Raw genomic sequence first — 25363 nt, forward strand, 5'->3', positions numbered from 1 at the left:
GATGAAAAAAATATTAATTCCATTGGCATCACTGATGATTGTCAATATTTTTGCTCAGCAACAATCTGATCTTGCTGCACTACCCAATATAATCCCTCCTTCACCTACAGCGTATGCATTGGGGAATTATGGAAATGTTCCTGTGGGATTATTTACAGGATCTCCTAACGTCTCAATTCCCTTATTGACTTATAAAACCAACAACATTACACTACCCATCAGTCTTTTTTATGGATCTAATGGGATTAAAGTAGATGATGTTTCAACCAATGTGGGTTTAGGCTGGAGTTTAAATTTTGGAGGTGTTATTACCAGAACAGTAAGAGACAGAGCAGATGAATCTTCAACCCATATCAGTACTCCTGAAAATGTTTCGGGAGCTTATGCTAATGCTATCACCAATAAATTTCTGTCTACTATAGGAAACGGATCAACATCTTTAGATACTGAAGCTGATTTATATTCATTTAATTTTAATGGTAATTCAGGTAAGTTTTTCTTTGATCAAAATGATGTTCCCCATATCGTAGACCAGCAAGCCATTAAAATTGAGAAAAGCACAGAAGGTTTTGTATTAACCCTTCCCAATGGAGAAAAGCATTATTTTAATGAAACTGAGCAGACTATGTACACTTCAAGTGGCAATGGTCATTCTGTTCCTTCAGGAGCCATTACAGCATGGTATCTCACCAAAATAGTACATCCCAACGGAGATGAAGTTTATTTCACATACAGTACAGCAAATATTACGGAATATGTAGGTTCTCAATCCCAATACTTAAAAATGTCTGTTGGGTACCCTGCACAGCAGGCTTCTTGTCAGGGAGGAAGTGGCTATGTACTCCCTCCAACAATGGGAATGATTGCGGATAACAATATTGAAATTCTTGGAAAAAAAGTAATTTCAATAAGCAGTAATAATCTGAATGCAGGAACCATTACTTTCGAGTATGAAACGGACACCACCACATTGGATGTAGATGGAAACAAAAAAATAAAGGTAATCCGCCAGCTTGACAGAAACGGGAACATTCTTGAGAGTACTACATTCAATTATTTAAATACCAGTAATAAAAGAAACTTTTTAAGTAGTCTTGTTTTTAAAGACCCTTTTAAAAACTATAGTTTTGAATATGAAAGTCCTTCTCTATTTCCTGCAAGATTATCATTCAGTCAGGATCAGTGGGGATATTATAATGGTAAGGCTAACGCTAATCTGATTCCAGCTAACATTTCAGATTATAACCTGAAAAATTTCAACTATAACGGAGCCAATAAAGAACCAGATCCCAACTTTGCTAAAATAGGAATGCTCAAAAGGGTAACCTATCCTACAAAAGGATACACTGATTTAGAGTATGAAGGCAATACCTATTGGGGAGAAAAAACGATTTATCCCGCCATTACCACTCAAAATATTTCGATAAGAAACACCATATCGGTAGATGATTTTGTAAGTACCTCGTACACTTTCACTTCTCCGATCAATCAGACTGTAAAAGTAACAGGAAGTGCTGTCTTTAACACACAATGCACTGATCAGACTCATACCCCAATAGGGATTGTACACGGAGCTAGTTTTTATAAGATAATTCAAGGTGCTCCTACACAAGTTGGCAGTGACTATCAATTCTTAGGTAATGATGAAGTGCTTTTTGAAGCTGTGGCAGGACAAACCTATACTATTACCATTGATGCGGGAAGATGCACCTATACAAGAGCAGGCATCAACTATTATGCAACAGCTCCACAAGTGATCAATACCAATTTAGATACAGGAGGAGTAAGAATAAAATCAACGAAAGATGTGGATGCTCCAACTTCTCAGAACATCTATAAAAGATATTACTATGCCCATAAAGACGATCTCACTCATTCTTCAGGTCAGAAAGGAAATAAGCCATATTATGTTGATGTTGCAAAATGGCAAACTTCCTGTGGTGTAGGGGTGTGCACCTATGTCGAAAACTCTAATGTTATCTTATCATCAAGCAGCATGATTCCTTTATATAATACCGAGACAAGTTCTTGCTTATATCCTTTTGTTACCATTAGTGAAGGGGGAGATCAGTTTGAAAGAGGGGGAGAAATGAAGGAATTTAAAATCCGAAGAGATAATGCAGGAAGCAATATCTGGGGTTCAGGAGGTTTAAGCAGTGCTCCTTGGACTAATAGAGGTTGGGACAATGGTTCTGAATTAAAATCAACGATATTAAGAAAGAATTCATCCACGTTAGAAGTTGTTCAGGAAAAAGAAAATATCTATGAAAAGAATGACAACAATACTTTTGAACTTAAAAGTTTTGCTGGAAGAAAACTATATGATATGATATGTCCTGCCAATTATTCATATACCTGTACAGCTACAGATGTTGCTGCTGCTGGCAATGAATGTTCAGGAAAAGCAGTGGGAACTCAGGTTTATTTAACTAATGTTGATAATATCAGCGTTACAGAATATCGAAATATTTCCTACTTGCATTACTTAAAATCCCAGAAAACAACTGATTTTTTAAATGGGCTTCCTGTAGTAACACAGACCGAATATTTTTACAATAATCCTTCGAATTATCAATTAAGCAAGCAAAAAGTTACCTTCCCTGATGCAATAATGAATGAAACAACTTATAGCTATGCTCATGAAAAAGGAAATCAGCTGATGATTGGGAAAAATATGGTTGGGATTCCTTTGGAAACAGTTTCTACCCAAACCATTGGGAGCACAACCAAAACATTATCAAAAACAGAAACAATATACCCTACTTCAGTTCCAACAACTGAAACGGGAAATTTAGTATTGCCAGTCTCAGTATTAACCCACGATATTCCTAATAACAGTACTACCACCGAAGTAAAATTTGACAAGTATGATGCTAATGGGAATCTGTTGCAGTATACCTCAAAATCAGGTATTCCTGTTGCGATCATCTGGGGCTATAACAATACACAACCAATTGCTAAAGTAGAAGGAGCTACGTATGATCAATTGGTGAATTCAGGACTTATTTCTGCTATTGTTTCAGCATCTGACAATGACGCTTCTGATCCAAATACGGAAGGCACCCTGCGTAATGCCCTGGATAGTTTCAGAAATAATTCCAGCCTGTCCGGATACCAGATTACGACCATCACTTATAATCCTTTGATCGGAGTAACCAGCATGACACCTCCTTCGGGAATCAGGGAAGTATACATCTATGATTCTTTTAACAGGCTAAAAGAAATCAGGGAAAATGATGCAGCAGGAAATATCCTGAAAGAATTTAAATATAACTATAAAAACTAAACACAGATATGAAAAAAATAATCATCCCGATAGGTGCTTTATTGGTAGCTGGCTTAGCTCATGCCCAGACCACTCCAAGCAGTACCGAAAATTATGTATACACGAAAACCTATTTATCAGATCCGACAGCAGGAACTCCAAAAACCTCAGAAACCATCCAATATTTTGACGGATTGGGAAGACCTAAGCAAATAGTGAACGTTAAAGCTTCTCCTCAAGGAAAGGATGTAGTGTCTCATGTTGAATATGACGGATTCGGAAGACAGGTCAAAGACTACCTTCCCGTTCCACAATCAGGAACGCAAAATGGAGCTATTTATACTTCACCACTGGGAAATGCTTCAACAATTTATGGAGGTGAAAAAATCTATGCTGAGAAAATATTGGAAAACTCACCATTAGACAGGCCTTTACAACAGATTCAGGTAGGAAACGAGTGGACTAATAAACCTGTCAATTTTGAGTATGGGACCAATATTGAAAATGATAATATAAAACGGTATGAGACGGTAACCACCTGGAATGCTACGGATAAGGTTTATATTTCCACTATTCAACAATCGGAAAACTTCCCCATAGGACAATTGTATAAAAATAGCATAACAGATGAAGACGGTAATAAAACGATTGAATTTAAAAACGGCGGAGGACAAACACTTTTAGTAAGAAAGGTGATCAGTGCAACAGAGAATGCCGATACGTATTATGTTTACAATGAATATAGCCAGCTAGCCTATGTTATTCCGCCATTAGCTTCTATTGGAACTATTGATCAAACTGTTTTGGATAATTTTTGTTATCGTTATAAATATGATAGTAAAAACCGATTGGTAGAAAAGAAGCTTCCCGGAAAAGGATGGGAATATCTACTGTATGATAAACAAGACCGCCTGGTAGCTACTCAGGATGCAAAACTAAGAGAAAATGGGCTATGGCTATATACCAAATATGATCAATTTGGCAGGGTAGCTATCACGGGTATTTCTATAGGCTCATCAAGAATTTCGGAACAGAATGAAGTAGATGGGCTAGGTTCCAATAATCTGAACAGGATCAATTATGTATTCTTCAACAGACAGGGAATGGATGTGTACTACGACAATCCTGATATTACCTATCCCAATTCTACCAAATGGGTGACTTTATTATCGTTAAATTACTATGACACTTATCCTGCCTACAGCTTCAACCCAAGTTTCCCGGCAACCATTTACGGAAAGCAGACTTTAACGGATAATCCGGCCTCAACAGGAAAAAGCACCAAGAGTCTTCCTGTGATGACTTTTGTAAAGAACATCGAAGATAATAACTGGACCAAGAATTATAATTATTATGATACCAAAGGAAGAACCATTGGAACGCATTCCATTAATTATTTAGGAGGCTATACCAAAACAGAATCTGATTTGGATTTGGCAGGAGCTGTACAGCAAACCAAAACCTACCACAAAAGGTTAAGTACCGATGCTGAAAAAGTCATTACCGAAACATTTGAGTATGACAGCCAAAACAGGCTTAAAAAACATTACCATCAGGTAGACAGCCTGCCTCAGGAATTATTGGCAGATAATACATACAATGAATTGTCTCAACTAATCAATAAACAAGTAGGAAACAATCTTCAGAGTATAGATTATGCTTACAACATCAGAGGCTGGATGACTAAGATCAATGATCCAGGTAATTTAAACGGGGCGTTGTTTGGATATGAAATAAAATATAATAATCCTGAGAATACTTCTCTTGCTTCTCCCAGATATAATGGAAATATTTCAGAGGTAAGCTGGAGGGTTTCTAATACGGATGTTTTTAAACGGTATTCATACAATTACGATTCTTTGAACAGGCTTAAAGAAGCTATCTTTTCAAACCCAGATGCTTCTGTTCCTGAAACTCATTTTAATGATGAGAAAATAGACTATGACCTTAATGGTAATATTGTTCATTTAGAAAGAAAAGCAAAAAGTTTAAACGGGAGTTCCACAGAGCTTATAGATTATCTGAATTATGAGTATCATGCTAATAAACTGAATTTAATAATAGATGAATCTCAGAATCCTACAGGATATGAGGGAGGCGGAAATTTCATAGACTATGATGTTAATGGTAATATGACCAGTATGATGGATAAAAATATTAGTGCTATTGGGTATAATTATCAAAACCTGCCGAATGTTATCACTACTGCTGACAATAATAAAAAAATATATCATACATACAGAGCAGACGGTACTAAGCTTAGAAAGATATACAATATTTCTTATCCGCAGGACGGGACCTATTTTGCCACTGTGACGGAATATTTGGACGGTTTCCATTATCTGACCACTCAGGGAGTGTATAAAAGTGATTTTAATGCGCTGGATTATGCTTATGAGCAGGAAGCTTTTATGAAAGAAATAAATCTCAGCCCGGATACAGAACTACAGTTTGTTCCCACAGCAGAAGGGTTTTATGATTTTGCAAAAAATGAGTATATTTACCAGTATAAGGACCATTTAGGAAATGTGAGGGTAAGTTTTCGTAATAAGGATGGAGATCCTATAATTACAGATCAAAATGATTATTATCCTTTTGGAATGAATATTCCTAGAGAAGAACAAGCGGTTTTTGGAACGGCTAGTTTGTACAACTATAAATATAACGGAAAAGAGCTTCAGGAGACGGGGATGTATGATTATGGAGCGAGGATGTATATGCCAGATATCGGGAGATGGGGAGTGTTAGATCCATTGGCAGAACTACAATCTCGATTTAGTCCTTATCATTATAGTTATAACAATCCTATTTTTTATAATGACCCTACAGGAATGATTGGAGATTGTCCTACTTGTCCAAAAGGTATAACAAACATTAACTTACTTCCTAATGGAGAAAAAGAAATGCAGATAGAAGAGGTATTACTAACTGGAACTAAAAAGTCTTCTTTCAATTATTCGGCGGCTTTTCAATTAATGTTACCAAGCTCTTCTTTAACTGGAGTCTTGCCTGCAGTAAATTCGCCATCTATATTAAGTTATTTTCCTTCTATAACGTGGCCTTCAAATGCAGTAGTTCTAGAAACAGCTACTGCGGCTGAAGCCACCTTATTAGCAGATGATGTAACAGGTGTTGGAGTTGCAGATGATATATTGATTCCTGTAATTTTTGCTGGAAGTGTAATTTATGTAATTATTAATTCTGATCTAGATAAAGGAAATGTTTCTATTGATTCACAAGAATCATTTGATACATATAAACCTGATGATAGTGGAATTGTAAGACCTCTTGACGCAACTATTCCATTGGAAAAGCGAATGGATAACTTTGCAAGGAAAAGAAAAGGATCTCAAAAATGGGGTGAAGAGGCAGAGCATAAAAAAGGAGCAAGACCTAGCAAAAAAGGAACACATCAAAAGGGACAAACTAGGAAAGGCCGAGATAAAGGAGGTGAAAAAGGTGATGACAGAAGACCATATAGAAGAAAATAAATTATTATGGAAATATTAAATATAAAAATTAGTCGTTTTACCGACATAATTAGTGGTGTAAAACTCTATGAAAATGATGATTTGTTAATCATAATTCAAAATCCTGTTGACTATGTGTTAGATGGAGTATGCTTTATTAATAAAAAGTATATTCAAAATATGAAACTAGATGAAGATCATATGATGAAAAAGATATTAGAACATAAAATAAGTAAGTATAATATAAATAATTATTATAGAAATTTTAAAAATATTAAGGATACTATAGATTACTTTAAAGATAATCAGTCTAAGCTAATTGAATTAACTTTAGATAGTCCTACATATTCCATAATAGGTAAAATTCAAAATGTCAATATAAAATCTTTTAAACTTAATATGCTGAGTGTTAAAGCTCAATATCTTAACGAAGAAAAATTTGAATATGATAAAATAAGAATACTTACAATAGATAGTGATTATTTAAACTCTTTAGAATATTTTATGAGTTTATAATCATTCTGGGATAATTAAAAAGCCACTATAAACTATAGTGGCTTTTTAATGAATATTCTAAATTGTTTATTTCTCAATCAAAATTTTTCTCACAGCTTTCTGTTCGCCAGACTTCAAAGTAACCAGATAAGCTCCTCTTGACAATCCGGAAACATTCAGCTTGGTTTCGTTTTCTTTATTTATGATCAGACGGCCATTCATATCCGTTACTTCTACTTTGAAATTTTTCACATCATTAGGAAACTCGATGTGTAATATATCTTTTGCAGGATTTGGATAAACTTTTACAGATTCTATTTTATCCAATGTTTTTTCATCAGTAGCTAAAATAGAAGTAGAAGCCACGGCAAAATGCTGAAGTGCGCCTACAGCTGCTTTTCCTACATTGAATACATATACCGGATCAATATTGGCAAAAGTATCATTAGCAGTATGCTCATTATAGCTTCTTGTATATTCATAGAAACCTGTAATAACTTCTCCTTTATCTTCAAATGGCATATAATCTGAGGCATAAGCAGGGTCAATAGCTGTCTGAAGCGGTGAATATAGCGTAGTACAGGTTGCAAGCTGTTGGGTTACCGCTTGGGAGGCCGCATTATTGCTTGTTGGGCTTCCTTGGTCCTCATCACAATAAATAGTATTGTTAGTATTTCCCAACGCTCCACCAACCTGGTCAATATTAAAAACCAATTTGATGTCCAGCTGACGAACCCCATTGATATATGCTACATTATTTACATAGTGGCTGCTTCCATATAGACCTTGTTCTTCTCCGGAAAAGTGAATAAACTTGATGGAATATTCTGTAGGGATATCCTTTAAAATTCTGGCTGCTTCCAAAAGAATAGCTGTTCCACTTCCGTTATCACTTACTCCAGGTCCGTTAATGGTATCATAATGTCCACAAATAATAACATACTTATCGGGATATACAGTTCCTGTTTTGGTAATGATAAGATTTTTAGAGTTGGTACTGCTCCCGATGGTAAAAGGATCTTCCACCATCTGGCTTGCGGTATAGCCATAAGAAATATATTTATTTTTAAGCCAGTTCAATGCAGCCGTATTATTGGCTGAACCCGTTGTTTTAATCCCCAAATATCCAAACTCCTGCAATAGCGTTGTAATATTCGTCTGAGTTACCTTGTTGGATCTGTTTTGATACGCCTGAATAAAAGTTTGGGCCTGTAAACTATAAGCCCCGAAAGAAAAGAGTAGAAGAGCGGCAATTTTTTTCACTTGATATAATATTTAGTAATTCTTTATGTTTTTGACAATAATTTAGGGCAAATGTAGTAATAAAAAAATCCCGGGCAAAGAAACCCGGGATTATATTGATAACAAAAAATTCTACATTATTTTACTTGATCTACAACTGCTTTGAAAGCTTCAGGGTGATTCATTGCTAAATCTGCTAAAACTTTTCTGTTAAGCTCAATGTTGTTCTTTTTAAGAGCCCCCATAAACTGAGAGTAAGACATTCCGTGCTCTCTGGTTCCCGCGTTGATACGAGTGATCCAAAGTGCTCTGAAGTTTCTCTTTTTCTCTTTTCTACCACGGTAAGCATATTGCATTGCTTTTTCTACCGCGTTTTTAGCTACTGTCCAAACGTTCTTTCTTCTTCCGAAATAACCTTTAGCGTGCTTAAAAATTTTCTTTCTGCGAGCTCTTGAAGCTACGGCATTTACTGATCTTGGCATAATTTAAATTGTTTTTTTGAAATGTGCGGCAAACTGTTTCATTGCACTTAGGTGCTCCATTTCAGGGTTAAAATTTTGAATTTGTTTGAATTCTTATAAACCGAATTATAGATTTATAAAAACTACTTAATGGTTAATTGACGTTGAACACTTTTCTCGTCCACTTTAGCTACGTAAGAAGTAGTAGTAAGATTTCTCTTCTGCTTAGTTTCTTTCTTAGTTAAGATGTGGCTTTTGTAAGCATTTTTTCTTTTGATCTTACCAGATCCGGTAAGAGCAAAACGCTTTTTAGCACCTGATTTCGTTTTTAATTTTGGCATTGTTTTGCTTTTTATTGTTTTGTTATCAATATCTGTCTTGGTTACTCCTAAAGACATTTAGGAATAATAGTGTGCAAAGATACAAAAAAAATCAATCCGAATTTTTATTGTCTGCTATTTTTATTGAATGTATACTATTAAAAAAGCCGCCTCTGGTAAGAGGCGGCTGTATATTAAAAATCTTTTTTATAAGAAGTCTTCAACAATGATATCGTTTCTTTCTTCATTATTTCCACCTAAAATAACTTTAATTCTGAATCCTGTAGGAATAGCTGCACCTGATCTTGAGAAAAGCTGCAGCTTGACATGCGGGTTGGCTACATAATAATTAACAGCAGTATTAGAGCTCCAAAGAGGGTTTCCATCGCTATAGATAACCATATTTCCATCGTTTTGTACAATAAGTGATGGGGTACCTGTGCTTCTGTAGGTATTGGAATGCCACAATACATTCGTAAGTCCCGGTCTTTCTCTGTATAGAACCAGGTTGTTGTCCGCCTGCATGATAAACCGGTAAGTACTTCCGTTGTATTCCATGCTGATTGACTGTCCTGCACTTAATGTCTGAGGGTGATTAGTGGTTTCCTTTAAAAGCGTATAGCGTGTGAGATCTAAAAAACGGGATGTATTATTTCCATCAGCAGTTGTCTGCATTTTTTCATTTTCTACCCTTACATTGTCAAGAGTATCATCCTGAGCACAAGATGCTAGAAGCACCGAAAGACTTAAAAAAGTCAATCTTTTTATTTTCATATTATTTTTTTAACAGCACAAAAATAATAATTATTTACAATAAAATCACTAATATGAGATTTATCAAGTATATAAAAATTCAGTGATAATAGCTTATTAAAGCAAATATTAATACACTGTATGGTGTATTAAAAATACAAAGCCATAGTTTAAACTATGGCTTTAATATGATATTGAAAAATGTATTTATGATTGAAAAAATGCCAAAAGGTCTTTATTGATCGTCTCAGCTTCCGTAGTGGGCATTCCATGTGGGAAACCTGGATAAGAAATTAATTTTCCGTTTTTGAGTAGGGTAGCAGCTACTTTTCCTGTAGTCTCAAACGGGACGATCTGATCATCCTCACCATGCATCACTAATACCGGAATATCTACACTTTTAAGGTCTTCCGTGAAATCTGTTTCAGAGAAAGCTTTGATACAATCATAATGAGCTTTAATAGCACCCATCATGCCCTGTCTCCACCAGTTTCTTCGGATTCCTTCCGACTCTTGGGATCCTTCTCTGTTATATCCGTAAAACGGAATAGTGAAATCTATAAAGTATTGCTGCCTTTGGGTTGCGGTATAATGTCGGATTTCGTCAAAAACAGACATTGGAATACCATCAGGATTGCTATCATTCTTAATCATAATGGGTGTTACGGCACTTACCAGAACAGCTTTAGAAACCCTTCCTTTACCATGTTGGGCAACATATCGGATCACTTCACCTCCTCCTGTAGAATGGCCCACGTGAATAACATCTTTCAAATCTAATGCTTCTACTATTTCAGCAACATCGGAAGCATACGTATCCATATTATGACCTTCTGCTGTTTGGGCAGATCTCCCGTGTCCTCTTCTGTCATGAGCAATCACCCTATACCCCTGTTCTAAAAAGAATACCATCTGGGCATCCCAATCATCACTGGATAAAGGCCATCCGTGATGGAAAAATACAGGTTGTCCTTTTCCCCAGTCTTTGTAATAGATTTCTGTTCCGTCTTTTAATTGTAGTGTACTCATAGCTAATATTTTTAATGATTAATTATATAACAAATGTAGGACTAAACCTTATTCTGAATCTTACCATAGGTTATATTTTAATAATTATTTAATCCTTAACTATAAAATAAAACCTCAAATTACTTTGAGGTTTATATTATAAAGTTTAAATAGAAATTTAAACTATTTTACAGCTTTTTTAGGGCTCATCATCATGATCATTCTTTTACCTTCCAGTTTAGGCAACTGATCCACTTTTCCAACATGCTCCAGCTCCTGAGCCAATTTTAAAAGTAAAATCTCACCTTGATCTTTGAAGATGATTGAACGTCCTTTGAAAAATACGTAGGTTTTCAGTTTTGAACCTTCTTCAAGGAATTTTTCAGCATGCTTCTTTTTAAACTCATAATCGTGATCATCTGTCTGAGGTCCGAAACGGATCTCTTTTACAACCACCTTTACCTGTTTAGCTTTAAGCTCCTTCTGCTTTTTCTTTTGCTCGTATAAGAACTTTTTATAGTCCAATATCCTAGCAATAAACGGTTCAGCCTTGTCGGAAATTACTACAAGATCCAATTCCTGTTCTGTAGCAAGTTGTCTTGCCTTATCAATCGGATAAATTCCCGGCTCTACGTTATCGCCCACTAAACGAAGTTCTCTCACACGAATTTTATCGTTGATCAAGTGTGCGTCCTCTTGTACCGGACGTCTTTGTGGGCCCCTGTTGTTAAATCTTTGTGCTATTGTATTATATTTTATTGGTTAATTCTAATTTATTAAATATTCAAAAATTAAATGATTAAAAGGATTTTTACATGGAGTAATTTTTTAATTTTTTAAATCCTTTAATCTTTTAATAATTAAATGGCTGCCTCTTTCTTGAAATAAGAAACGAAATCCTCCATATTCATTACTCCAAGATCTCCTTCACCACGTCTTCTTACAGAAATCGTACCATCTTTTTCTTCATTTTCTCCTACAACTAACATGAATGGAATCTTATTTAATTCCGCATCACGGATCTTTTTCCCTGTTTTCTCGTTTCTGTCATCAATCTGACCGCTAATATCGTGATTTTCTAAAAATTGTGAAACTTTTTTAGCATAATCTACATATTTTTCACTGATTGGGAGAATGATAAACTGATCAGGGCTCAACCACAATGGGAAATCACCTGCAGTATTCTCCAGCAAAATGGCGATAAAACGCTCCATAGAACCGAATGGTGCTCTGTGAATCATTACCGGTCTGTGCTTCTCATTATCATTTCCGATATAGTGAAGATCAAATCTTTCCGGCAGGTTGTAGTCTACCTGAATGGTTCCAAGCTGCCACTTTCTTCCCAAGGCATCTTTCACCATAAAATCTAACTTAGGACCGTAGAATGCAGCCTCACCATATTCAATAACAGTAGTCAAATTTTTGTTTTTAGCTGCTGTAATGATCGCGTTTTCTGCTTTTTCCCAGTTCTCATCAGAACCGATATATTTTTCCCTGTTATCAGGATCTCTCAATGAAACCTGGGTCACAAAATCTTCAAAACCTAAAGATCTGAAAACGTATAATACAAGATCGATTACCGCTTCAAATTCTCCTAAAAGCTGGTCCGGGGTACAGAATAAATGCGCATCATCCTGAGTAAATCCACGAACTCTTGTTAATCCGTGAAGCTCACCGCTTTGCTCATATCTGTATACAGTTCCGAATTCCGCATATCTTTTTGGTAAATCTCTGTAGCTCCATTGTGACGTTTTATAGATTTCACAGTGGTGAGGACAGTTCATCGGCTTCAGCATGAATTCTTCTCCTTCATTCGGAGTTTTGATCGGCTGGAAGCTGTCTGCTCCATATTTGTCCCAGTGTCCTGAAGTCACATATAGTTCTTTGGCGCCAATATGTGGTGACATGACGAATTCATAACCTCCTTTTTTCTGAGCTGCAGAAAGGAAGTTCTCTAATTTCCTTCTTAAAGCTGTACCTTTTGGTAACCAAAGCGGTAAACCGGCACCTACTTTTTCAGAGAATGCAAAGATTCCTAATTCTTTACCTAGCTTCCTGTGATCTCTTCTTTTGGCTTCTTCCAATCTTTCAAGATATTCAGTAAGGTCTTTCTGTTTAGGGAAAGAAATACCATACACTCTTGTTAATTGCGGATTTTTTTCATTTCCTCTCCAATAGGCTCCGGCTGCATTTAAAATCTTAACAGCTTTTACAATACTGGTGTTCGGAATGTGTCCACCACGACAAAGATCGGTGAAATCATCGTGGGTTACAAAAGTGATTTCTCCGTCATTAAGATTAGAGATCAGCTCAACTTTGTAAGGGTTATCGGCATATACTTTCAATGCTTCTTCTTTAGAAACAGGGTACAGAGAGAAAGTGGAGCCTTTTTTAGCATTTTCCAATACTTTCTTTTCAATTTTCTCGAAGTCCTTTTCAGACAAGCTTTCGTCTCCAAAGTCTACATCATAATAGAATCCGCTTTCAATGGCCGGACCGATTGTCAACTTAGCATTAGGATAAAATTCAAGGATAGCCTGCGCCAACAAGTGGGCAGAAGAATGCCAGAAGGCTTTCTTTCCAAGATCATCATTCCATGTCAACAACTGTACCGTAGAATCCGTGGTTATAGGCGTGGTCGTCTCAACTTGTTTGTCGTTTACAACTGCGGAAATGGTATTTCTAGCCAATCCCTCGCTTATAGATTTTGCCACATCTAGCGGAGTAACTCCTGCTTCGAATTCTCGGACACTACTGTCTGGAAGTGTAATTTTTATCATTGTTTACTAAGAAATTTTAAGAGGCAAAAATACGTATTTTTTAGTTAAAAAACTATATCAATGCGTTGTATAAATAAGATTAATCCTCAAATGTAAATAATTAAGCTGCTTTGAAGAAGATATTACGCCTTCCTTTTGTACTTTACTTTTTCTTTGATGATTTCAATAACGTCTACACTCTTCACCTTAGATTGTACCCAGCCATGAATATCTATATACAATAATGAACGTCTGTAATACTCATTTCCGGAAAAGACCTCCAGCTTTTTATCAAATTCCTTAAATAATTTCATTTGTTTATCCGGGGTCATATCATTCAGCTTTTTGAAAAATGCTATGCTTTCAAAATGGAAGTCATCAGGCTTTTTCATCTTTTTGGCAAACTTCAGGGTGGCTTTGATAAAATCATCATAATCTTCATCAATTCCTGATTCATATTGGGCCATAAGGATCAGAATCCTTGTATGAAAGAGTAAATCTTCCTGCACATTTCCTTTGGATTCTATCACTTTCATGGAATATCTGATAGACTCATGGAATTTTTTACTTCCAAAAAGCATGGCTGCCATTTTCAGGTAAAGAATCATGAAATGGTGTTCATCAATTTTATCCCTGAACCTTTCCATTTTAAGCTCAATTTCAGGAATGAGCTTTGTCCCGGGAAAGAATTCACCTTTTACGAAGTGAATATTCATTAAAGTATTGTAATAGGTCAGAAAAACAAGTGATTGTGCATTCTCATTTTGAGCAAAGCTTGATGCACTGACGGTTTGGTTAAACTTCTCAAAACTCTCCTCCAGAATATCAATATTTCCGTATAGAAAAAGGATTTTCAGCAGATATGTATTGCCTTTAATATACCATACCGGGTGACTGATGATCATATCCGGATTTTTATAGAATAAATCCACCCACTGATAGGCATATTTAAGAGTATATTTATATTCCTGCAAAAGCTGATTTTTCCATACATGTGCTTTAAAATACCACAGCTTTTCCGTAAAATTCAGTTTCTCAAACTGAATGTTTTTGATCTGTGCATTGAAAATACCCATCACTTCCGACCGGTCTTCATTATTTTTTACATAGCCGTGAGTCAGCATTTCACTGTATAATTTCAATGAAAGATTGGAAAGCTCCGTGGCGTAATGATTTTGCTTACTGATTTCCCTGGATTGTTTGATCAGTTCTTCGGCACGTCCTTCAATACTTCTTGTGATAAACTGCGATTCAATCACTTTTTCCAGATTAATGATTTCTGAAGCAATACTTTTTTCGTCTAATTCCAAAGCTGTTTGTTTGGTCTTATCCAAAATTTTCAGTGCTTGTTTGTAAAGTCCTTTCTGATATAGAATATTGGCAAAATCCAGTTGTTCCCTTAATTGAATCCGGTAATTCTGATGAATAGGGTTCAGTCTTAAGCTCACCAGGATCTGTTTGTAAAGGTGGGCTTTAAGATTAGATAACTGCTGTTTGGTTGAAATTTTCTTATCCAGAATAATACTTTCATCGTATTCCTTCATCTTATCCATTTCTGAAAAAAGAAGGAGAAATTTAGCATCCGCATTAATTCCGAGCCGATTTACATAGAGCTTGAATTGCCGCTTTTCGGAAGTCGTTAATGATTTGATCAATACAAATAAAAAATCTTTCTGCAATTCTGCCATTGTAAATTTTTAAAATTTAAAAAACTGATTATCAATTAAATAAAATAAATTCCCAATATATTGAATATTGTAATTTTTAGAGAAAATGAAAATTGAAAAAGAATTCAACTCTCTAGTTTTGAATCAAAATTAAGTAAAAACTTTATTATGAATTCCGAAAAGATTGAAATTTTTGATACTACATTGAGAGATGGAGAGCAGGTCCCGGGTTGTAAGTTGGATACGGAACAAAAACTGATTATTGCTGAAAAACTTGATGAACTGGGTGTAGATGTTATTGAAGCAGGTTTCCCGATTTCAAGTCCGGGAGATTTTCATTCCGTTTCGGAAATTTCAAAATTAATAAGAAATGCTAAAGTTTGTGGTCTGACAAGGGCTAATCAAAAAGATATTGATGTTGCTGCAGAAGCCTTACGATTTGCAAAAAGGCCAAGAATCCATACAGGAATCGGAACTTCTGATTCTCATATTAAATATAAATTCAATTCCAATAGGGAAGACATTATTGAACGGGCTGTTCAGGCGGTAAAATATGCGAAAACTTTTGTAGATGATGTGGAATTTTATGCTGAGGATGCAGGAAGAACCGATAATGATTATCTGGCAAAAGTTTGCGAAGCGGTTATTAAAGCCGGGGCAACAGTTCTAAATATTCCTGATACCACAGGCTATTGCCTTCCTGAAGAATATGGTGAAAAAATCAGTTATTTAAAGGAAAATGTTACCGGGATAGATAAAGCCGTCTTATCATGTCACTGCCATAATGATCTTGGATTAGCTACTGCAAACTCTATTTCCGGTGTGATGAATGGAGCCAGACAAATTGAATGCACGATTAACGGGCTTGGAGAAAGGGCGGGGAACACCGCTTTGGAAGAAGTTGTAATGGTTATCAAACAGCACAATCACTTGCAATTATATACTGATATCAACTCCAAAATGCTCAATTCCATGAGTGTTTTGGTTTCTGATCTCATGGGAATGCCTGTTCAGCCCAATAAAGCCATTGTCGGAGCCAATGCTTTTGCTCATAGTTCGGGAATTCATCAGGATGGAGTAATCAAAAACAGGGAAACTTATGAAATCATAGATCCTGAAGAAGTAGGCGTGAACGCTTCAACTATTGTTCTTACGGCAAGAAGCGGCCGTTCTGCATTGGCCTATAGATTCAAGCATATAGGTTTTGATGTCACCAAAAATGAACTGGACTTTTTGTACCGGGAATTTCTAAAGGTTGCCGATATGAAGAAGGAAGTTAATAATGATGATTTAAGTGCAATCATTGAAAAAGTAACCAGAAAAATAGGATAGATTTAATATACATCTAAATGAGCAACGATAAAAAGACACTTTTTGATAAAGTCTGGGACGCCCATGTTGTGGAGGACATTCCGGACGGCCCGCAAATTATATACATAGATAAACACCTGATCCATGAGGTAACCAGCCCACAAGCTTTTGCCGAACTGGAATCCAGAAATCTTGAAATTTTCAGACCCAAACAGATTGTTGCAACGGCAGATCATAATGTTCCTACTTGGGATCAGGACCAACCTATTCGCGATATATCTTCCAGAAATCAAGTAGAACAGCTAACAGAGAACTGCAGGAAAAACAATATTGAACTTTTCGGATTGGGGCATCAATACCAGGGAATAGTTCATATCATTGCTCCGGAACTAGGATTTACACAACCGGGAATGAGTATAGTTTGCGGAGACAGTCATACTTCCACACATGGTGCTTTCGGAGCCATTGCTTTCGGAATCGGAACAAGTCAGGTAGCACAGGTTTTTGCAAGTCAATGCCTGCTGTTGAATAAGCCAAAATCAATGCGGATTACCGTCAATGGTACTCTGAACAGAAATGTTCAGCCTAAAGATGTCATTCTCTATATCATTTCCAAAATAGGAACAGATGGCGGAACGGGGTATTTCTGTGAATATGCAGGAAATGTTTTCGAAGAAATGTCAATGGAAGGAAGGATGACGGTCTGCAATATGAGCATTGAAATGGGAGCGAGAGGAGGCATGATTGCTCCGGATGAAACCACATTCAATTACGTTAAGGGAAGGGCTTTTGCTCCGAAAGGAAAGGAATGGGAAGAAAAGGTGGAATATTGGAAAACCCTGAGAACTGATGAAGAAGCCGTTTTTGATAAGGAATTTTCTTTTGATGCTTACGAAATTTCCCCAATGATTACCTACGGAACCAATCCCGGGATGGGGATTTCAATTCATGAAAATATTCCGGAGCCACAAAGCGATTCTGAAAAAAAAGCCTTACAATATATGGGATTAAAAGCAGGCCAGGCGCTTTCTGATATCCCTGTCAATTATGTTTTCATAGGAAGTTGTACGAATGCCAGAATTGAAGATTTTCGTTCTGCCGCTCAGTATATTAAAGGAAAAAGCAAATCGGAACATGTCCATGCTTTGATTGTTCCAGGTTCTCAACAGGTAGTAAAGCAGATATATGAAGAGGGCCTGGATAAAATTTTCCATGAAGCGGGCTTCCAGATCAGGCAGCCGGGATGTTCAGCCTGTTTAGCCATGAATGATGATAAAATCCCTGAAGGAGAATATTGCGTCTCCACTTCCAACAGGAATTTTGAAGGGAGACAAGGGCAGGGTGCAAGAACTATTCTGGCTAGTCCTTTAACGGCTGCAAAAGTTGCTATTGAAGGCCGGATTTCAGTTTTTGAAAATTAAAACGATGAATAGTCAATGGTCAAATGTCAATTTTTACAATTCCATAATTCAGCATTGACTTACGAAGTAAAATTCACCATTCACATTAATAATATTCTAAAGAATGCAAAAATTAATCATTATAAAATCCCGAGCCATCCCTTTGCCCGTTGAAAATATAGATACGGACCAAATTATTCCGGCCAGATTTCTAAAAAGTATTGATAAAAAGGGATTTGGAAATAATCTTTTCAGGGATTGGAGATACCATGTCCACACCAATGAGCCTAACCCTGATTTTGTTTTGAATAATCCGAAATACAGCGGTGAAATTCTGGTTGCAGGCAATAACTTCGGATGTGGCAGCAGCCGTGAACATGCGGCATGGTCTTTGACGGATTATGGTTTTAAAGTAGTAGTTTCAAGTTTTTTCGCCGATATATTTAAAGGGAATGCTTTGAATAACGGATTATTGCCGGTAAAAGTTTCTGAAGGATTTTTAAAAGAAATCCTAGAGGGTGTTACCAACAGTCCTGAAAGTGAAATTGTAGTGGATGTGGAACAGCAAAGCATCAGTTTCAATGGAAAATCCGAAAATTTTGAACTCGATTCTTATAAAAAAATATGCCTGATGAATGGATATGATGATATCGATTTTTTAATCAGTAAAAAGCAGGCAATACAAAATTTTGAACTAAAAACACAAAAAGAGTATGAACAAAAATTATTTTAAACTAGCCGTTCTTCCCGGGGATGGAATTGGTCCGGAAGTCATTAATGAAAGCATTAAAATCCTGGATGCCATATCAGAATCTTTTGGATATCAATTCGAGTACAGCTACGGATTGATGGGTGCTGAAGCTATTTATAAAACAGGAAACCCTTTACCCGATGAAACATTGAAGATTTGCAAAGAATCGGATGCGGTGCTTTTTGGAGCCATTGGAGATCCTGCTTTTGATAATAATCCTGATGCCAAAGTAAGGCCTGAGCAGGGATTGTTGAGGCTTCGTAAAGAGCTTGGCCTTTTTGCCAATATCAGACCTCTTAAAACATATCCATCTTTAATTGAAAAAAGTCCATTAAAAAGAGAAATTATTGAAGGAACTGATATCCAGATTTTCAGGGAATTGGTGAGCGGAATATATTTTGGGGAAAAATATACTGATGAAGAAGGGCAATATGCTTATGATAACTGCAAATATAGCAGGGAAGAGATTATCCCCATTGTTCATATGGCATTTCGCGAAGCTCAAAAACGCAGAAAAAAATTAACGTTAGTTGATAAGGCAAACGTTCTTGACACTTCAAGATTATGGAGAAAAATATGTCAGGAAATTTCAGCAGAATACCCGGATGTTACCCTAGATTTTATGTTTGTGGATAATGCAGCGATGCAACTGATCCTTAATCCAAAACAATTTGATGTTATTGTCACTGAAAATATGTTTGGAGACATTATTTCTGATGAAGCAAGTGTAATAGGCGGCTCCATAGGCCTGTTGCCTTCCGCTTCCATTGGTGAAAGCAATGCTTTATTCGAACCCATTCACGGGTCTTACCCTCAGGCAAAAGGGAAGGGAATTGCAAATCCGATTGCTTCTATCCTAAGTACAGCAATGATGCTTGATTATCTTCATTTGGAGCATGCTGCCCATAAATTAAAAGAATCCGTAGAACATGCAATTGAAAATAAATATGTAACGGTTGATCTTAATGCAGACCTGCACTATTCTACAAGTGAAGTAGGTAGTTTTATTGCTGATTATATCAGATATTCTGAAAAGTCGTATTACAATTTTGAAAATGTAAAGCTTGGGAAATCTACAATCGTATAAGAACTAATAATAAGTTTTGTTTCGCAATTCAATGTTAATTTTTAAAGTCCATAAAAATTTACCCGCAAGGCAAAATTCATTTCTGTTAAGTAATATACATTTTATTATATTTTTTAAGGGTTCTGTCTCATCAGAACCTTTTTTTATCTCATCTTTAAAGATTGATCGGGTTAAGACAAAAACATTCAGAACCAGATTATTCGTTCTGCAGAATTATAGTTAACAGAATAAGAAAACTGTTGATTTATAGTCTGCTAAACTTAGATTTAAAATACTAATAACATTAGATGGATTAAATTGAAAATTAAGATCCAACGGAGATGCAAATGCAATATTATTATAGTCGAAATGAATAGTAATTAAAAATTTCCGTTTCATGAAACGGAAATTTATTTTTTACTCTTTAGTATTATCTGTTTTTCCGGATTTGTTTTTGGAAGGTTTCTGAACATCTTCCTTATCAATATCAGGTGGATTTGTCTTTTTGGAGGAAGCAGGAATGTTGGGAAAATCCTGATTTTGTTTTCTGGTTTCTGCGCTATTGGCAGATTCTTTCTTTTTTTGATTTCCTTTTGAGTCCATTGCTTTACAATTTTTAGAGTCCTAAAATACCGAGTTGTCCGGTCTTATCTTCTATGGTATAATTCAAAGCCTTTGCCAAAACGAAAATAGTATTAAGATTTTCCATTAATTGTTTTCGTCCTTCATTTCTCAGCTTATTCTGATCAATGGATTTTATCGCAGTTTCTTTCGCTTTCTGGGTTACGTTTTTGATATCCTTTTCAGAAACTCTGTTGAAAAAAGAATCATCCAGAGACTGGATCTCCACGCTTGGAGTAATTCTTATATCAGCATCAGGAAGCTCTGTAATGATCAGTTTTTTGTTAACGGAATCAACATCCATTTTCATTTTATTAAGATCATAGGAAACCTGCGCATTAGTTTTGGTATAGGTGATGATGCTATTGCTGGTCATTTCACTTCCAAAAAGCTCATAGCTCATTTTTGTCTTCTGCATGCTGGAAATATTTTGCTCCAATACCACCATTTTGTTCATCTTGGAAATCTGATTGGTCAGGATATAATAATCCGATTTCTCTGTTTTCCCTCCAAGATTGAAACATGATTTAAGACCGAAAAACAGGAGCAGCATAACGAGAACCCCTGCTATAAATGATATGATTACCTTATAATTTCTCAAATCTATTTGTTAAATATTTCTTTGATTACAGACTTGTCATCTTTTTTTAAAATTTCAACAAGATCTCTTTCAATATACCCTGTTGTGGGCATTTCAATAATTCTTCCAATTTCTTTACCGTATTTTTCAACGATAATGGTAGGAACTTTCTGGATGTTATAGCGGCCTTCATCACCCGTAGGAGATTCCTTCTTACGGTTAACCGCTATAATGGTTAATTTATTATCCGGATATTTTAATTCTTCCAGGATCTTCATCAGTCTCGGGAAATCCCTGTGGCTGTCTTCACACCAGGTTCCCATGAATACAATAAGATTATAAGAATTGATTTTATTTTTTTTAAGCTGCTCCACGGCTTTTTGGTCTAAAGCATATTCATCATGCTCTTTTACATACCAATCGGCATAGGGTGCTTTTAGAAATTGCTCTTTCAATTGGTGGCCCAACAGCATTTTACCGTCATTTTGGGTTTCAACCTCTCGGTTGACCACCACCTTTTGTGCATTGAATTGCTGAGCCGTTAAAGCCAGCCCGGAAATGATCACAATATTTGTAATAAACTTTTTCATACTATTTTTCAATAATTGCTTTTAGATCAGCAGGAGAGTAGTATTTGTTTTTCAGAACCTTGTGATCGGCCTGTCTGTAAACATTATACTTTTCTCCGGATTTCTCATAAAACGATTCTACTTCTTTTTCTTTATAAAATTCAACCGTTTCTTTTGCCTGTTCCTCATTATCGCAGGCTTTAGACATATTGGAACGCTGAACTTCGTTGAATAGCTCTACAAATTTGTTGCCAAGTCCGAATTCCAGAACCGCACCGCTCAATACATACTGAAGGTCACAAAGAGCATCCGCAATCTCTACAATATCCTTATCTTCGATGGCTTTTTTCAGCTCATTTAATTCTTCCTGCAAAAGTTCTACTCTCAGGTTGCATCTTTCTTGTGAAGGAATTTGTGGAGTTTCTAAAATAGGGGCTTTAAAAGTAGTATGGAATTCTGCTACTTGGTTCAGACTATCAATTTTATCCATGAATATTTTTATTTAAGGCAAATATAATGATTGATCATAAATTTTGTACAATGTAGCAGTAAAATGTACAATGATTTTAAGTTCGGATTGCTGATTGCAATATCATTATTCATTACAGATTATTTATTATTCATAAAAAAGACTGCCTTGTTACAGGCAGCCTTCACATAGTTTGATTTTAAAGATGATTAATTTTTAATGAATCGTTTTGTGCTTTCACCTATTTTGATCATATATACTCCTTTGATAAGGTTGTTTACGTTTACGGAACCTCTTTCCAGTTTTCCAGAGCTGATTAGTTTTCCACCCATATCAAAAATTTTGTATTCTTCAGAAGTTGTATTCGAAATATGAAGAATATCTTTTGCCGGGTTTGGATATACTTTTATATCAGCAATTAAATCTCCGGTATCCGGCATATCTGTTCCTTTTCCTGCTGAAACAATATTCAGTGTATAATCCTCAACCTGGCCATAGGTATAAGTTCCACAAGATGAAGTAGGAGCGCTGCTGTATTTCATCATCACTCTCATTCTTGTTGTACCTACTGTTGCTGTTGCCGGGATCGTAATGCTTCCTGTTGCAGGTGTAGTGGTAGATCCTGCTTTAGTCCAGGCCAATTCTCCGCTGTCGGTAAAGTCTCCGTCTTTGTTATAATCAATATAAACTGAATACGCCTCACTATAAGTAGTAGAAGTCCATACAGGAGTTACGGAAATGGTATAAGCACTTCCTCTTGTCACATTCGTGGAAACTGAAGTAAAGTCTTCATATCCTGCTGTTCCAGTAGAGGTATTATTGATTGTTCCGAATTTCACGTTGCCGATTCTCTCATCGGATGTATTGGTTGCTGCTGCAGAGCAATAAGTAACCGTAGTTCCCGCAAGTGTGGTAACACTCACCGAATTGCTTGCTGCAGAAACATTTCCTGCCGCATCTTTTGCCTTAACAGTGAATGTATACGTGGTTGAAGGAGTCAGGCTCGTTACCGTATAAGAGGTAGAAGCCGTAGAACCGATTAATGAAGCACCTTGGAAAACATCATACCCGGTAACACCTACATTGTCTGTAGCTCCGCTCCATGAAAGATTTGTGCTGGTTGAAGTGGTTCCTGAAGCCGTAAGGGTAGGCGCTGTAGGCGCAACCGTATCTGTACCTGAAGAAGCGTTTACTGTAATATTCGCATTGTTTACATCAAAGAAAATATGATTAGAACCTTTTACCATGATTCTTCCGGTTGTAGTAGAAGCATTTGGAATAGTAACTGTTTGGGTTCCGTCATTAGGTGTTGCGGCAAGGATAGTCGTCCATGTATTTCCGCTGTCTGTAGACCAAAGAATATCTACATTGGCTGCATTCACGCCGTTTGCTGTGGTTCCTGCAACATTCCAGGTAACTGTTTGTGAGCTTCCGCCTGTATAGCTGGTTGCAGAATTTTGTGAACTTACACTGAAAGGTCCTGCTGTTCCGTTTACAGTGATTACCGCATCATCTGAATTGTTTCCGGAACCTCCGGCTCTGTTATCACGAACGGTAAATCTGAAATTTAAAGTTCTGGCAACATTTGATAGGGCTTCCACCGTAATTTCTGATCCTGCTGTTGTTGTAGCCCCTGCTAAAACCGAAGCCATTCTTGGGAAATACCTCGTTGGAGATGTTGTAGGTGTCCATGATCTGAAAGTAGGTCCGGAAGCTTTGGTAGCACTTGCTGCAGAACTGGCTCCTGTTTGAGAAGAGGAAGCATTATCCATTTGTTCCCAAATATAAGTCAAAGAATCCCCGTTGGCGTCTGTTCCTGTGCCCGTCAGCATAAACGGTGTTCCTTTAGGAATCGTATAATCTGATCCTGCATTTGCTGTTGGAATTGAATTCCCTGTAGCTGTATTTACGGAACATGTTTTCGCTTTAATATTATTGGTAATTTGCTGAATACTTACCGCATGGAAAAATGCATCTGAGTGAGGCTGGATATCCTGGCTTGTAATTCCTGCATATCCCATAATTGTTGATCCTGAGCCCGGCTCCATATTAACTCCCGTTCCTTCATTGTTCATGGAGAATGTGTGGTTTCCTCCAAACTGGTGACCCAATTCGTGAGCTACATAGTCTATATCAAAATTATCTCCTGAAGGAATAGCATCTGCTGGTGAAGTGTACCCGCTTCCTTTAGATCCGTTTGTACAGATACATCCGATACATCCGGCGTTTCCTCCGCCTCCTGAAGCTCCGAATAAGTGACCTACATCATAATTAGCTTCTCCAATTACGGAAGTAAGAGTAGATTGAAGCTGAGAATTCCAGTTGCTCATACTAGAAGCTGCAGAATACGGGTCTGTAGAGGCATTGGTATAGATTACAGCATCATTATTGGCAATAAGTACCATTCTGGAAGCAAAATCTTTTTCAAACACACCGTTTACACGGGTCATGGTGTTGTTCATGGCGGCTAATGCCTGTGCTTTGGTACCCCCGAAATAAGTTGCATATTCACCTGTACAGGACAGGGCCAACCTGAAGGTTCTCAGTAAAGCATCATCAGCATTGGGTCTTGCTGTAACATTGCTATTAGCAACTCCTTTTTGGGCTACATCAATAACTGTACACTCAAATTTGTTAAGATTATCTTTTTTGTCAGATTTTTTATACACAACATACGTTGATAAATCTTTAGTATACGGCTCAATAAAAACAGCCGATTTATCTCCATAGATTTCCATGGAAGAAAGCCCTAAAGAAGAAATACTGAAATAGATTGTAGAATTAGGATTTTCCAGACCTTCTCCTACGTAGGATTTGATATCCGGGTATTTGGCAGCAAGTTCAGGCTCGAAGTTGGAATTTTCTCTTACCTTAAAGTTTTCCATTCTTCCTTCTGAATTCGGGAAAGAAATAATAATTTCTGATTTTTCCCCTGCAGCTAACCTTTTTGGGGCTCTGGCCAGAGCATTTTTTAATCCGTTAAAATCCAGTTTGTAGATTTTGGGATCATTGATATTGGTTTTGTTTTCAAAAATTTCTGAAGATGTTTTTTGAGTACCTTCAGACCAAAGACGATCTGTCTGCGCGAATGAAATGCCTGTAATCAACAGCATTCCAATCATAGATAATTGTTTTTTCATATAAATAATGGTTTGA

General features: G+C 36.5%; 20 protein-coding genes. 7 read left to right on the forward strand and 13 right to left on the reverse strand.

Annotation, left to right across the window (positions count from 1 at the left end):
• Window position 1 precedes the first annotated feature (1 nt).
• Genes BCF58_RS11155 through BCF58_RS11165 form a run of 3 tightly spaced genes read left to right on the forward strand, consistent with a single transcriptional unit; the run spans window position 2 to window position 7251 of the window.
• Window positions 2–3286: a hypothetical protein gene (locus BCF58_RS11155; protein ID WP_121461853.1), complete on the forward strand. Its 3285-nt coding sequence runs from the start codon at window positions 2–4 to the stop codon at window positions 3284–3286.
• Between the two features lie 8 nt (window positions 3287–3294).
• Window positions 3295–6756, forward strand: a complete 3462-nt coding sequence (locus BCF58_RS11160) for a DUF6443 domain-containing protein (protein WP_121461854.1) — start codon at window positions 3295–3297, stop codon at window positions 6754–6756.
• A gap of 6 nt (window positions 6757–6762) precedes the next feature.
• Complete coding sequence (locus tag BCF58_RS11165; protein ID WP_121461855.1) at window positions 6763–7251, forward strand: hypothetical protein; 489 nt, start codon at window positions 6763–6765, stop codon at window positions 7249–7251.
• Between the two features lie 66 nt (window positions 7252–7317).
• Here the strand turns inward: BCF58_RS11165 and BCF58_RS11170 are convergent, their stop codons facing one another.
• The 8 genes from BCF58_RS11170 to BCF58_RS11205 form a co-directional block, all read right to left on the reverse strand.
• Window positions 7318–8493, reverse strand: coding sequence for a M28 family peptidase (locus tag BCF58_RS11170; RefSeq protein ID WP_121461856.1), 1176 nt, complete (start codon window positions 8491–8493; stop codon window positions 7318–7320).
• A 116-nt stretch (window positions 8494–8609) separates the two neighbouring features.
• On the reverse strand, window positions 8610–8954 hold the full coding sequence (gene rplT / locus BCF58_RS11175) for a 50S ribosomal protein L20 (protein WP_002979659.1): 345 nt from the start codon (window positions 8952–8954) through the stop codon (window positions 8610–8612).
• Between the two features lie 122 nt (window positions 8955–9076).
• Entirely contained in the window at window positions 9077–9274 is a 198-nt protein-coding gene (rpmI, locus tag BCF58_RS11180) for a 50S ribosomal protein L35 (protein ID WP_121462052.1), read from the reverse strand.
• 186 nt (window positions 9275–9460) lie between these two features.
• A complete protein-coding gene (locus BCF58_RS11185) occupies window positions 9461–10027 on the reverse strand; it encodes a hypothetical protein (RefSeq protein WP_121461857.1) in 567 nt (188 codons plus the stop codon).
• 186 nt (window positions 10028–10213) lie between these two features.
• The gene (locus BCF58_RS11190; RefSeq protein ID WP_121461858.1) at window positions 10214–11035 is read right to left on the reverse strand and encodes an alpha/beta fold hydrolase; all 822 of its coding nucleotides are present in this window, start codon (window positions 11033–11035) and stop codon (window positions 10214–10216) included.
• Between the two features lie 162 nt (window positions 11036–11197).
• Window positions 11198–11698 (reverse strand): translation initiation factor IF-3, encoded by a 501-nt coding sequence (gene infC, locus BCF58_RS11195; RefSeq protein ID WP_185144837.1) that lies wholly within the window; start codon window positions 11696–11698, stop codon window positions 11198–11200.
• A gap of 176 nt (window positions 11699–11874) precedes the next feature.
• On the reverse strand, window positions 11875–13794 hold the full coding sequence (gene thrS / locus BCF58_RS11200; protein WP_121461860.1) for a threonine--tRNA ligase: 1920 nt from the start codon (window positions 13792–13794) through the stop codon (window positions 11875–11877).
• A 122-nt stretch (window positions 13795–13916) separates the two neighbouring features.
• On the reverse strand, window positions 13917–15461 hold the full coding sequence (locus BCF58_RS11205) for a hypothetical protein (protein ID WP_121461861.1): 1545 nt from the start codon (window positions 15459–15461) through the stop codon (window positions 13917–13919).
• Window positions 15462–15608: 147 nt separating this feature from the next.
• On the opposite strand from BCF58_RS11205, the gene BCF58_RS11210 reads away from it, so the two are divergent.
• From BCF58_RS11210 to leuB, 4 genes are all read left to right on the forward strand, one after another.
• On the forward strand, window positions 15609–16772 hold the full coding sequence (locus BCF58_RS11210; protein ID WP_121461862.1) for a 2-isopropylmalate synthase: 1164 nt from the start codon (window positions 15609–15611) through the stop codon (window positions 16770–16772).
• Window positions 16773–16789: 17 nt separating this feature from the next.
• Window positions 16790–18172, forward strand: a complete 1383-nt coding sequence (gene leuC, locus BCF58_RS11215) for a 3-isopropylmalate dehydratase large subunit (protein ID WP_121461863.1) — start codon at window positions 16790–16792, stop codon at window positions 18170–18172.
• Window positions 18173–18275: 103 nt separating this feature from the next.
• Window positions 18276–18884 carry a 3-isopropylmalate dehydratase small subunit gene (gene leuD, locus BCF58_RS11220; protein ID WP_121461864.1) on the forward strand — a complete coding sequence of 203 codons (609 nt, stop codon included), beginning with the start codon at window positions 18276–18278 and terminating at the stop codon, window positions 18882–18884.
• Window positions 18865–19989: a 3-isopropylmalate dehydrogenase gene (gene leuB, locus BCF58_RS11225; RefSeq protein WP_121461865.1), complete on the forward strand. Its 1125-nt coding sequence runs from the start codon at window positions 18865–18867 to the stop codon at window positions 19987–19989. The genes leuD and leuB overlap by 20 nt, the downstream gene beginning before the upstream one ends.
• A 396-nt stretch (window positions 19990–20385) precedes the next feature.
• Here leuB and BCF58_RS11230 read toward each other — a convergent pair whose 3' ends face one another.
• The 5 genes from BCF58_RS11230 to BCF58_RS11250 form a co-directional block, all read right to left on the reverse strand.
• A complete protein-coding gene (locus BCF58_RS11230; RefSeq protein ID WP_121461866.1) occupies window positions 20386–20571 on the reverse strand; it encodes a hypothetical protein in 186 nt (61 codons plus the stop codon).
• A 13-nt stretch (window positions 20572–20584) separates the two neighbouring features.
• Window positions 20585–21190, reverse strand: coding sequence for a DUF4230 domain-containing protein (locus tag BCF58_RS11235; RefSeq protein WP_121461867.1), 606 nt, complete (start codon window positions 21188–21190; stop codon window positions 20585–20587).
• Between the two features lie 2 nt (window positions 21191–21192).
• Window positions 21193–21759, reverse strand: coding sequence for a TlpA family protein disulfide reductase (locus tag BCF58_RS11240; protein ID WP_121461868.1), 567 nt, complete (start codon window positions 21757–21759; stop codon window positions 21193–21195).
• Window position 21760: 1 nt separating this feature from the next.
• The gene (locus BCF58_RS11245; RefSeq protein WP_121461869.1) at window positions 21761–22228 is read right to left on the reverse strand and encodes a pyrophosphohydrolase domain-containing protein; all 468 of its coding nucleotides are present in this window, start codon (window positions 22226–22228) and stop codon (window positions 21761–21763) included.
• A 188-nt stretch (window positions 22229–22416) separates the two neighbouring features.
• Window positions 22417–25347, reverse strand: coding sequence for a reprolysin-like metallopeptidase (locus BCF58_RS11250; RefSeq protein ID WP_121461870.1), 2931 nt, complete (start codon window positions 25345–25347; stop codon window positions 22417–22419).
• Between the last annotated feature and the right edge of the window lie 16 nt (window positions 25348–25363).

The sequence above is a fragment of the Chryseobacterium defluvii genome, from assembly GCF_003634775.1.
GTDB classification, from domain to species: domain Bacteria; phylum Bacteroidota; class Bacteroidia; order Flavobacteriales; family Weeksellaceae; genus Chryseobacterium; species Chryseobacterium defluvii.

Coding starts and splice junctions, on each gene's coding strand:
- leuB (WP_121461865.1), top strand. CDS start 18,865: ATGAACAAAAATTATTTTAAACTAGCCGTTCTTCCCGGGGATGGAATT.
- BCF58_RS11160 (WP_121461854.1), top strand. CDS start 3,295: ATGAAAAAAATAATCATCCCGATAGGTGCTTTATTGGTAGCTGGCTTA.
- BCF58_RS11165 (WP_121461855.1), top strand. CDS start 6,763: ATGGAAATATTAAATATAAAAATTAGTCGTTTTACCGACATAATTAGT.
- BCF58_RS11240 (WP_121461868.1), bottom strand. CDS start 21,759: ATGAAAAAGTTTATTACAAATATTGTGATCATTTCCGGGCTGGCTTTA.
- BCF58_RS11190 (WP_121461858.1), bottom strand. CDS start 11,035: ATGAGTACACTACAATTAAAAGACGGAACAGAAATCTATTACAAAGAC.
- BCF58_RS11230 (WP_121461866.1), bottom strand. CDS start 20,571: ATGGACTCAAAAGGAAATCAAAAAAAGAAAGAATCTGCCAATAGCGCA.
- BCF58_RS11185 (WP_121461857.1), bottom strand. CDS start 10,027: ATGAAAATAAAAAGATTGACTTTTTTAAGTCTTTCGGTGCTTCTAGCA.
- BCF58_RS11205 (WP_121461861.1), bottom strand. CDS start 15,461: ATGGCAGAATTGCAGAAAGATTTTTTATTTGTATTGATCAAATCATTA.
- rpmI (WP_121462052.1), bottom strand. CDS start 9,274: ATGCCAAAATTAAAAACGAAATCAGGTGCTAAAAAGCGTTTTGCTCTT.
- leuC (WP_121461863.1), top strand. CDS start 16,790: ATGAGCAACGATAAAAAGACACTTTTTGATAAAGTCTGGGACGCCCAT.
- BCF58_RS11155 (WP_121461853.1), top strand. CDS start 2: ATGAAAAAAATATTAATTCCATTGGCATCACTGATGATTGTCAATATT.
- BCF58_RS11250 (WP_121461870.1), bottom strand. CDS start 25,347: ATGAAAAAACAATTATCTATGATTGGAATGCTGTTGATTACAGGCATT.
- thrS (WP_121461860.1), bottom strand. CDS start 13,794: ATGATAAAAATTACACTTCCAGACAGTAGTGTCCGAGAATTCGAAGCA.
- BCF58_RS11245 (WP_121461869.1), bottom strand. CDS start 22,228: ATGGATAAAATTGATAGTCTGAACCAAGTAGCAGAATTCCATACTACT.
- BCF58_RS11210 (WP_121461862.1), top strand. CDS start 15,609: ATGAATTCCGAAAAGATTGAAATTTTTGATACTACATTGAGAGATGGA.
- rplT (WP_002979659.1), bottom strand. CDS start 8,954: ATGCCAAGATCAGTAAATGCCGTAGCTTCAAGAGCTCGCAGAAAGAAA.
- leuD (WP_121461864.1), top strand. CDS start 18,276: ATGCAAAAATTAATCATTATAAAATCCCGAGCCATCCCTTTGCCCGTT.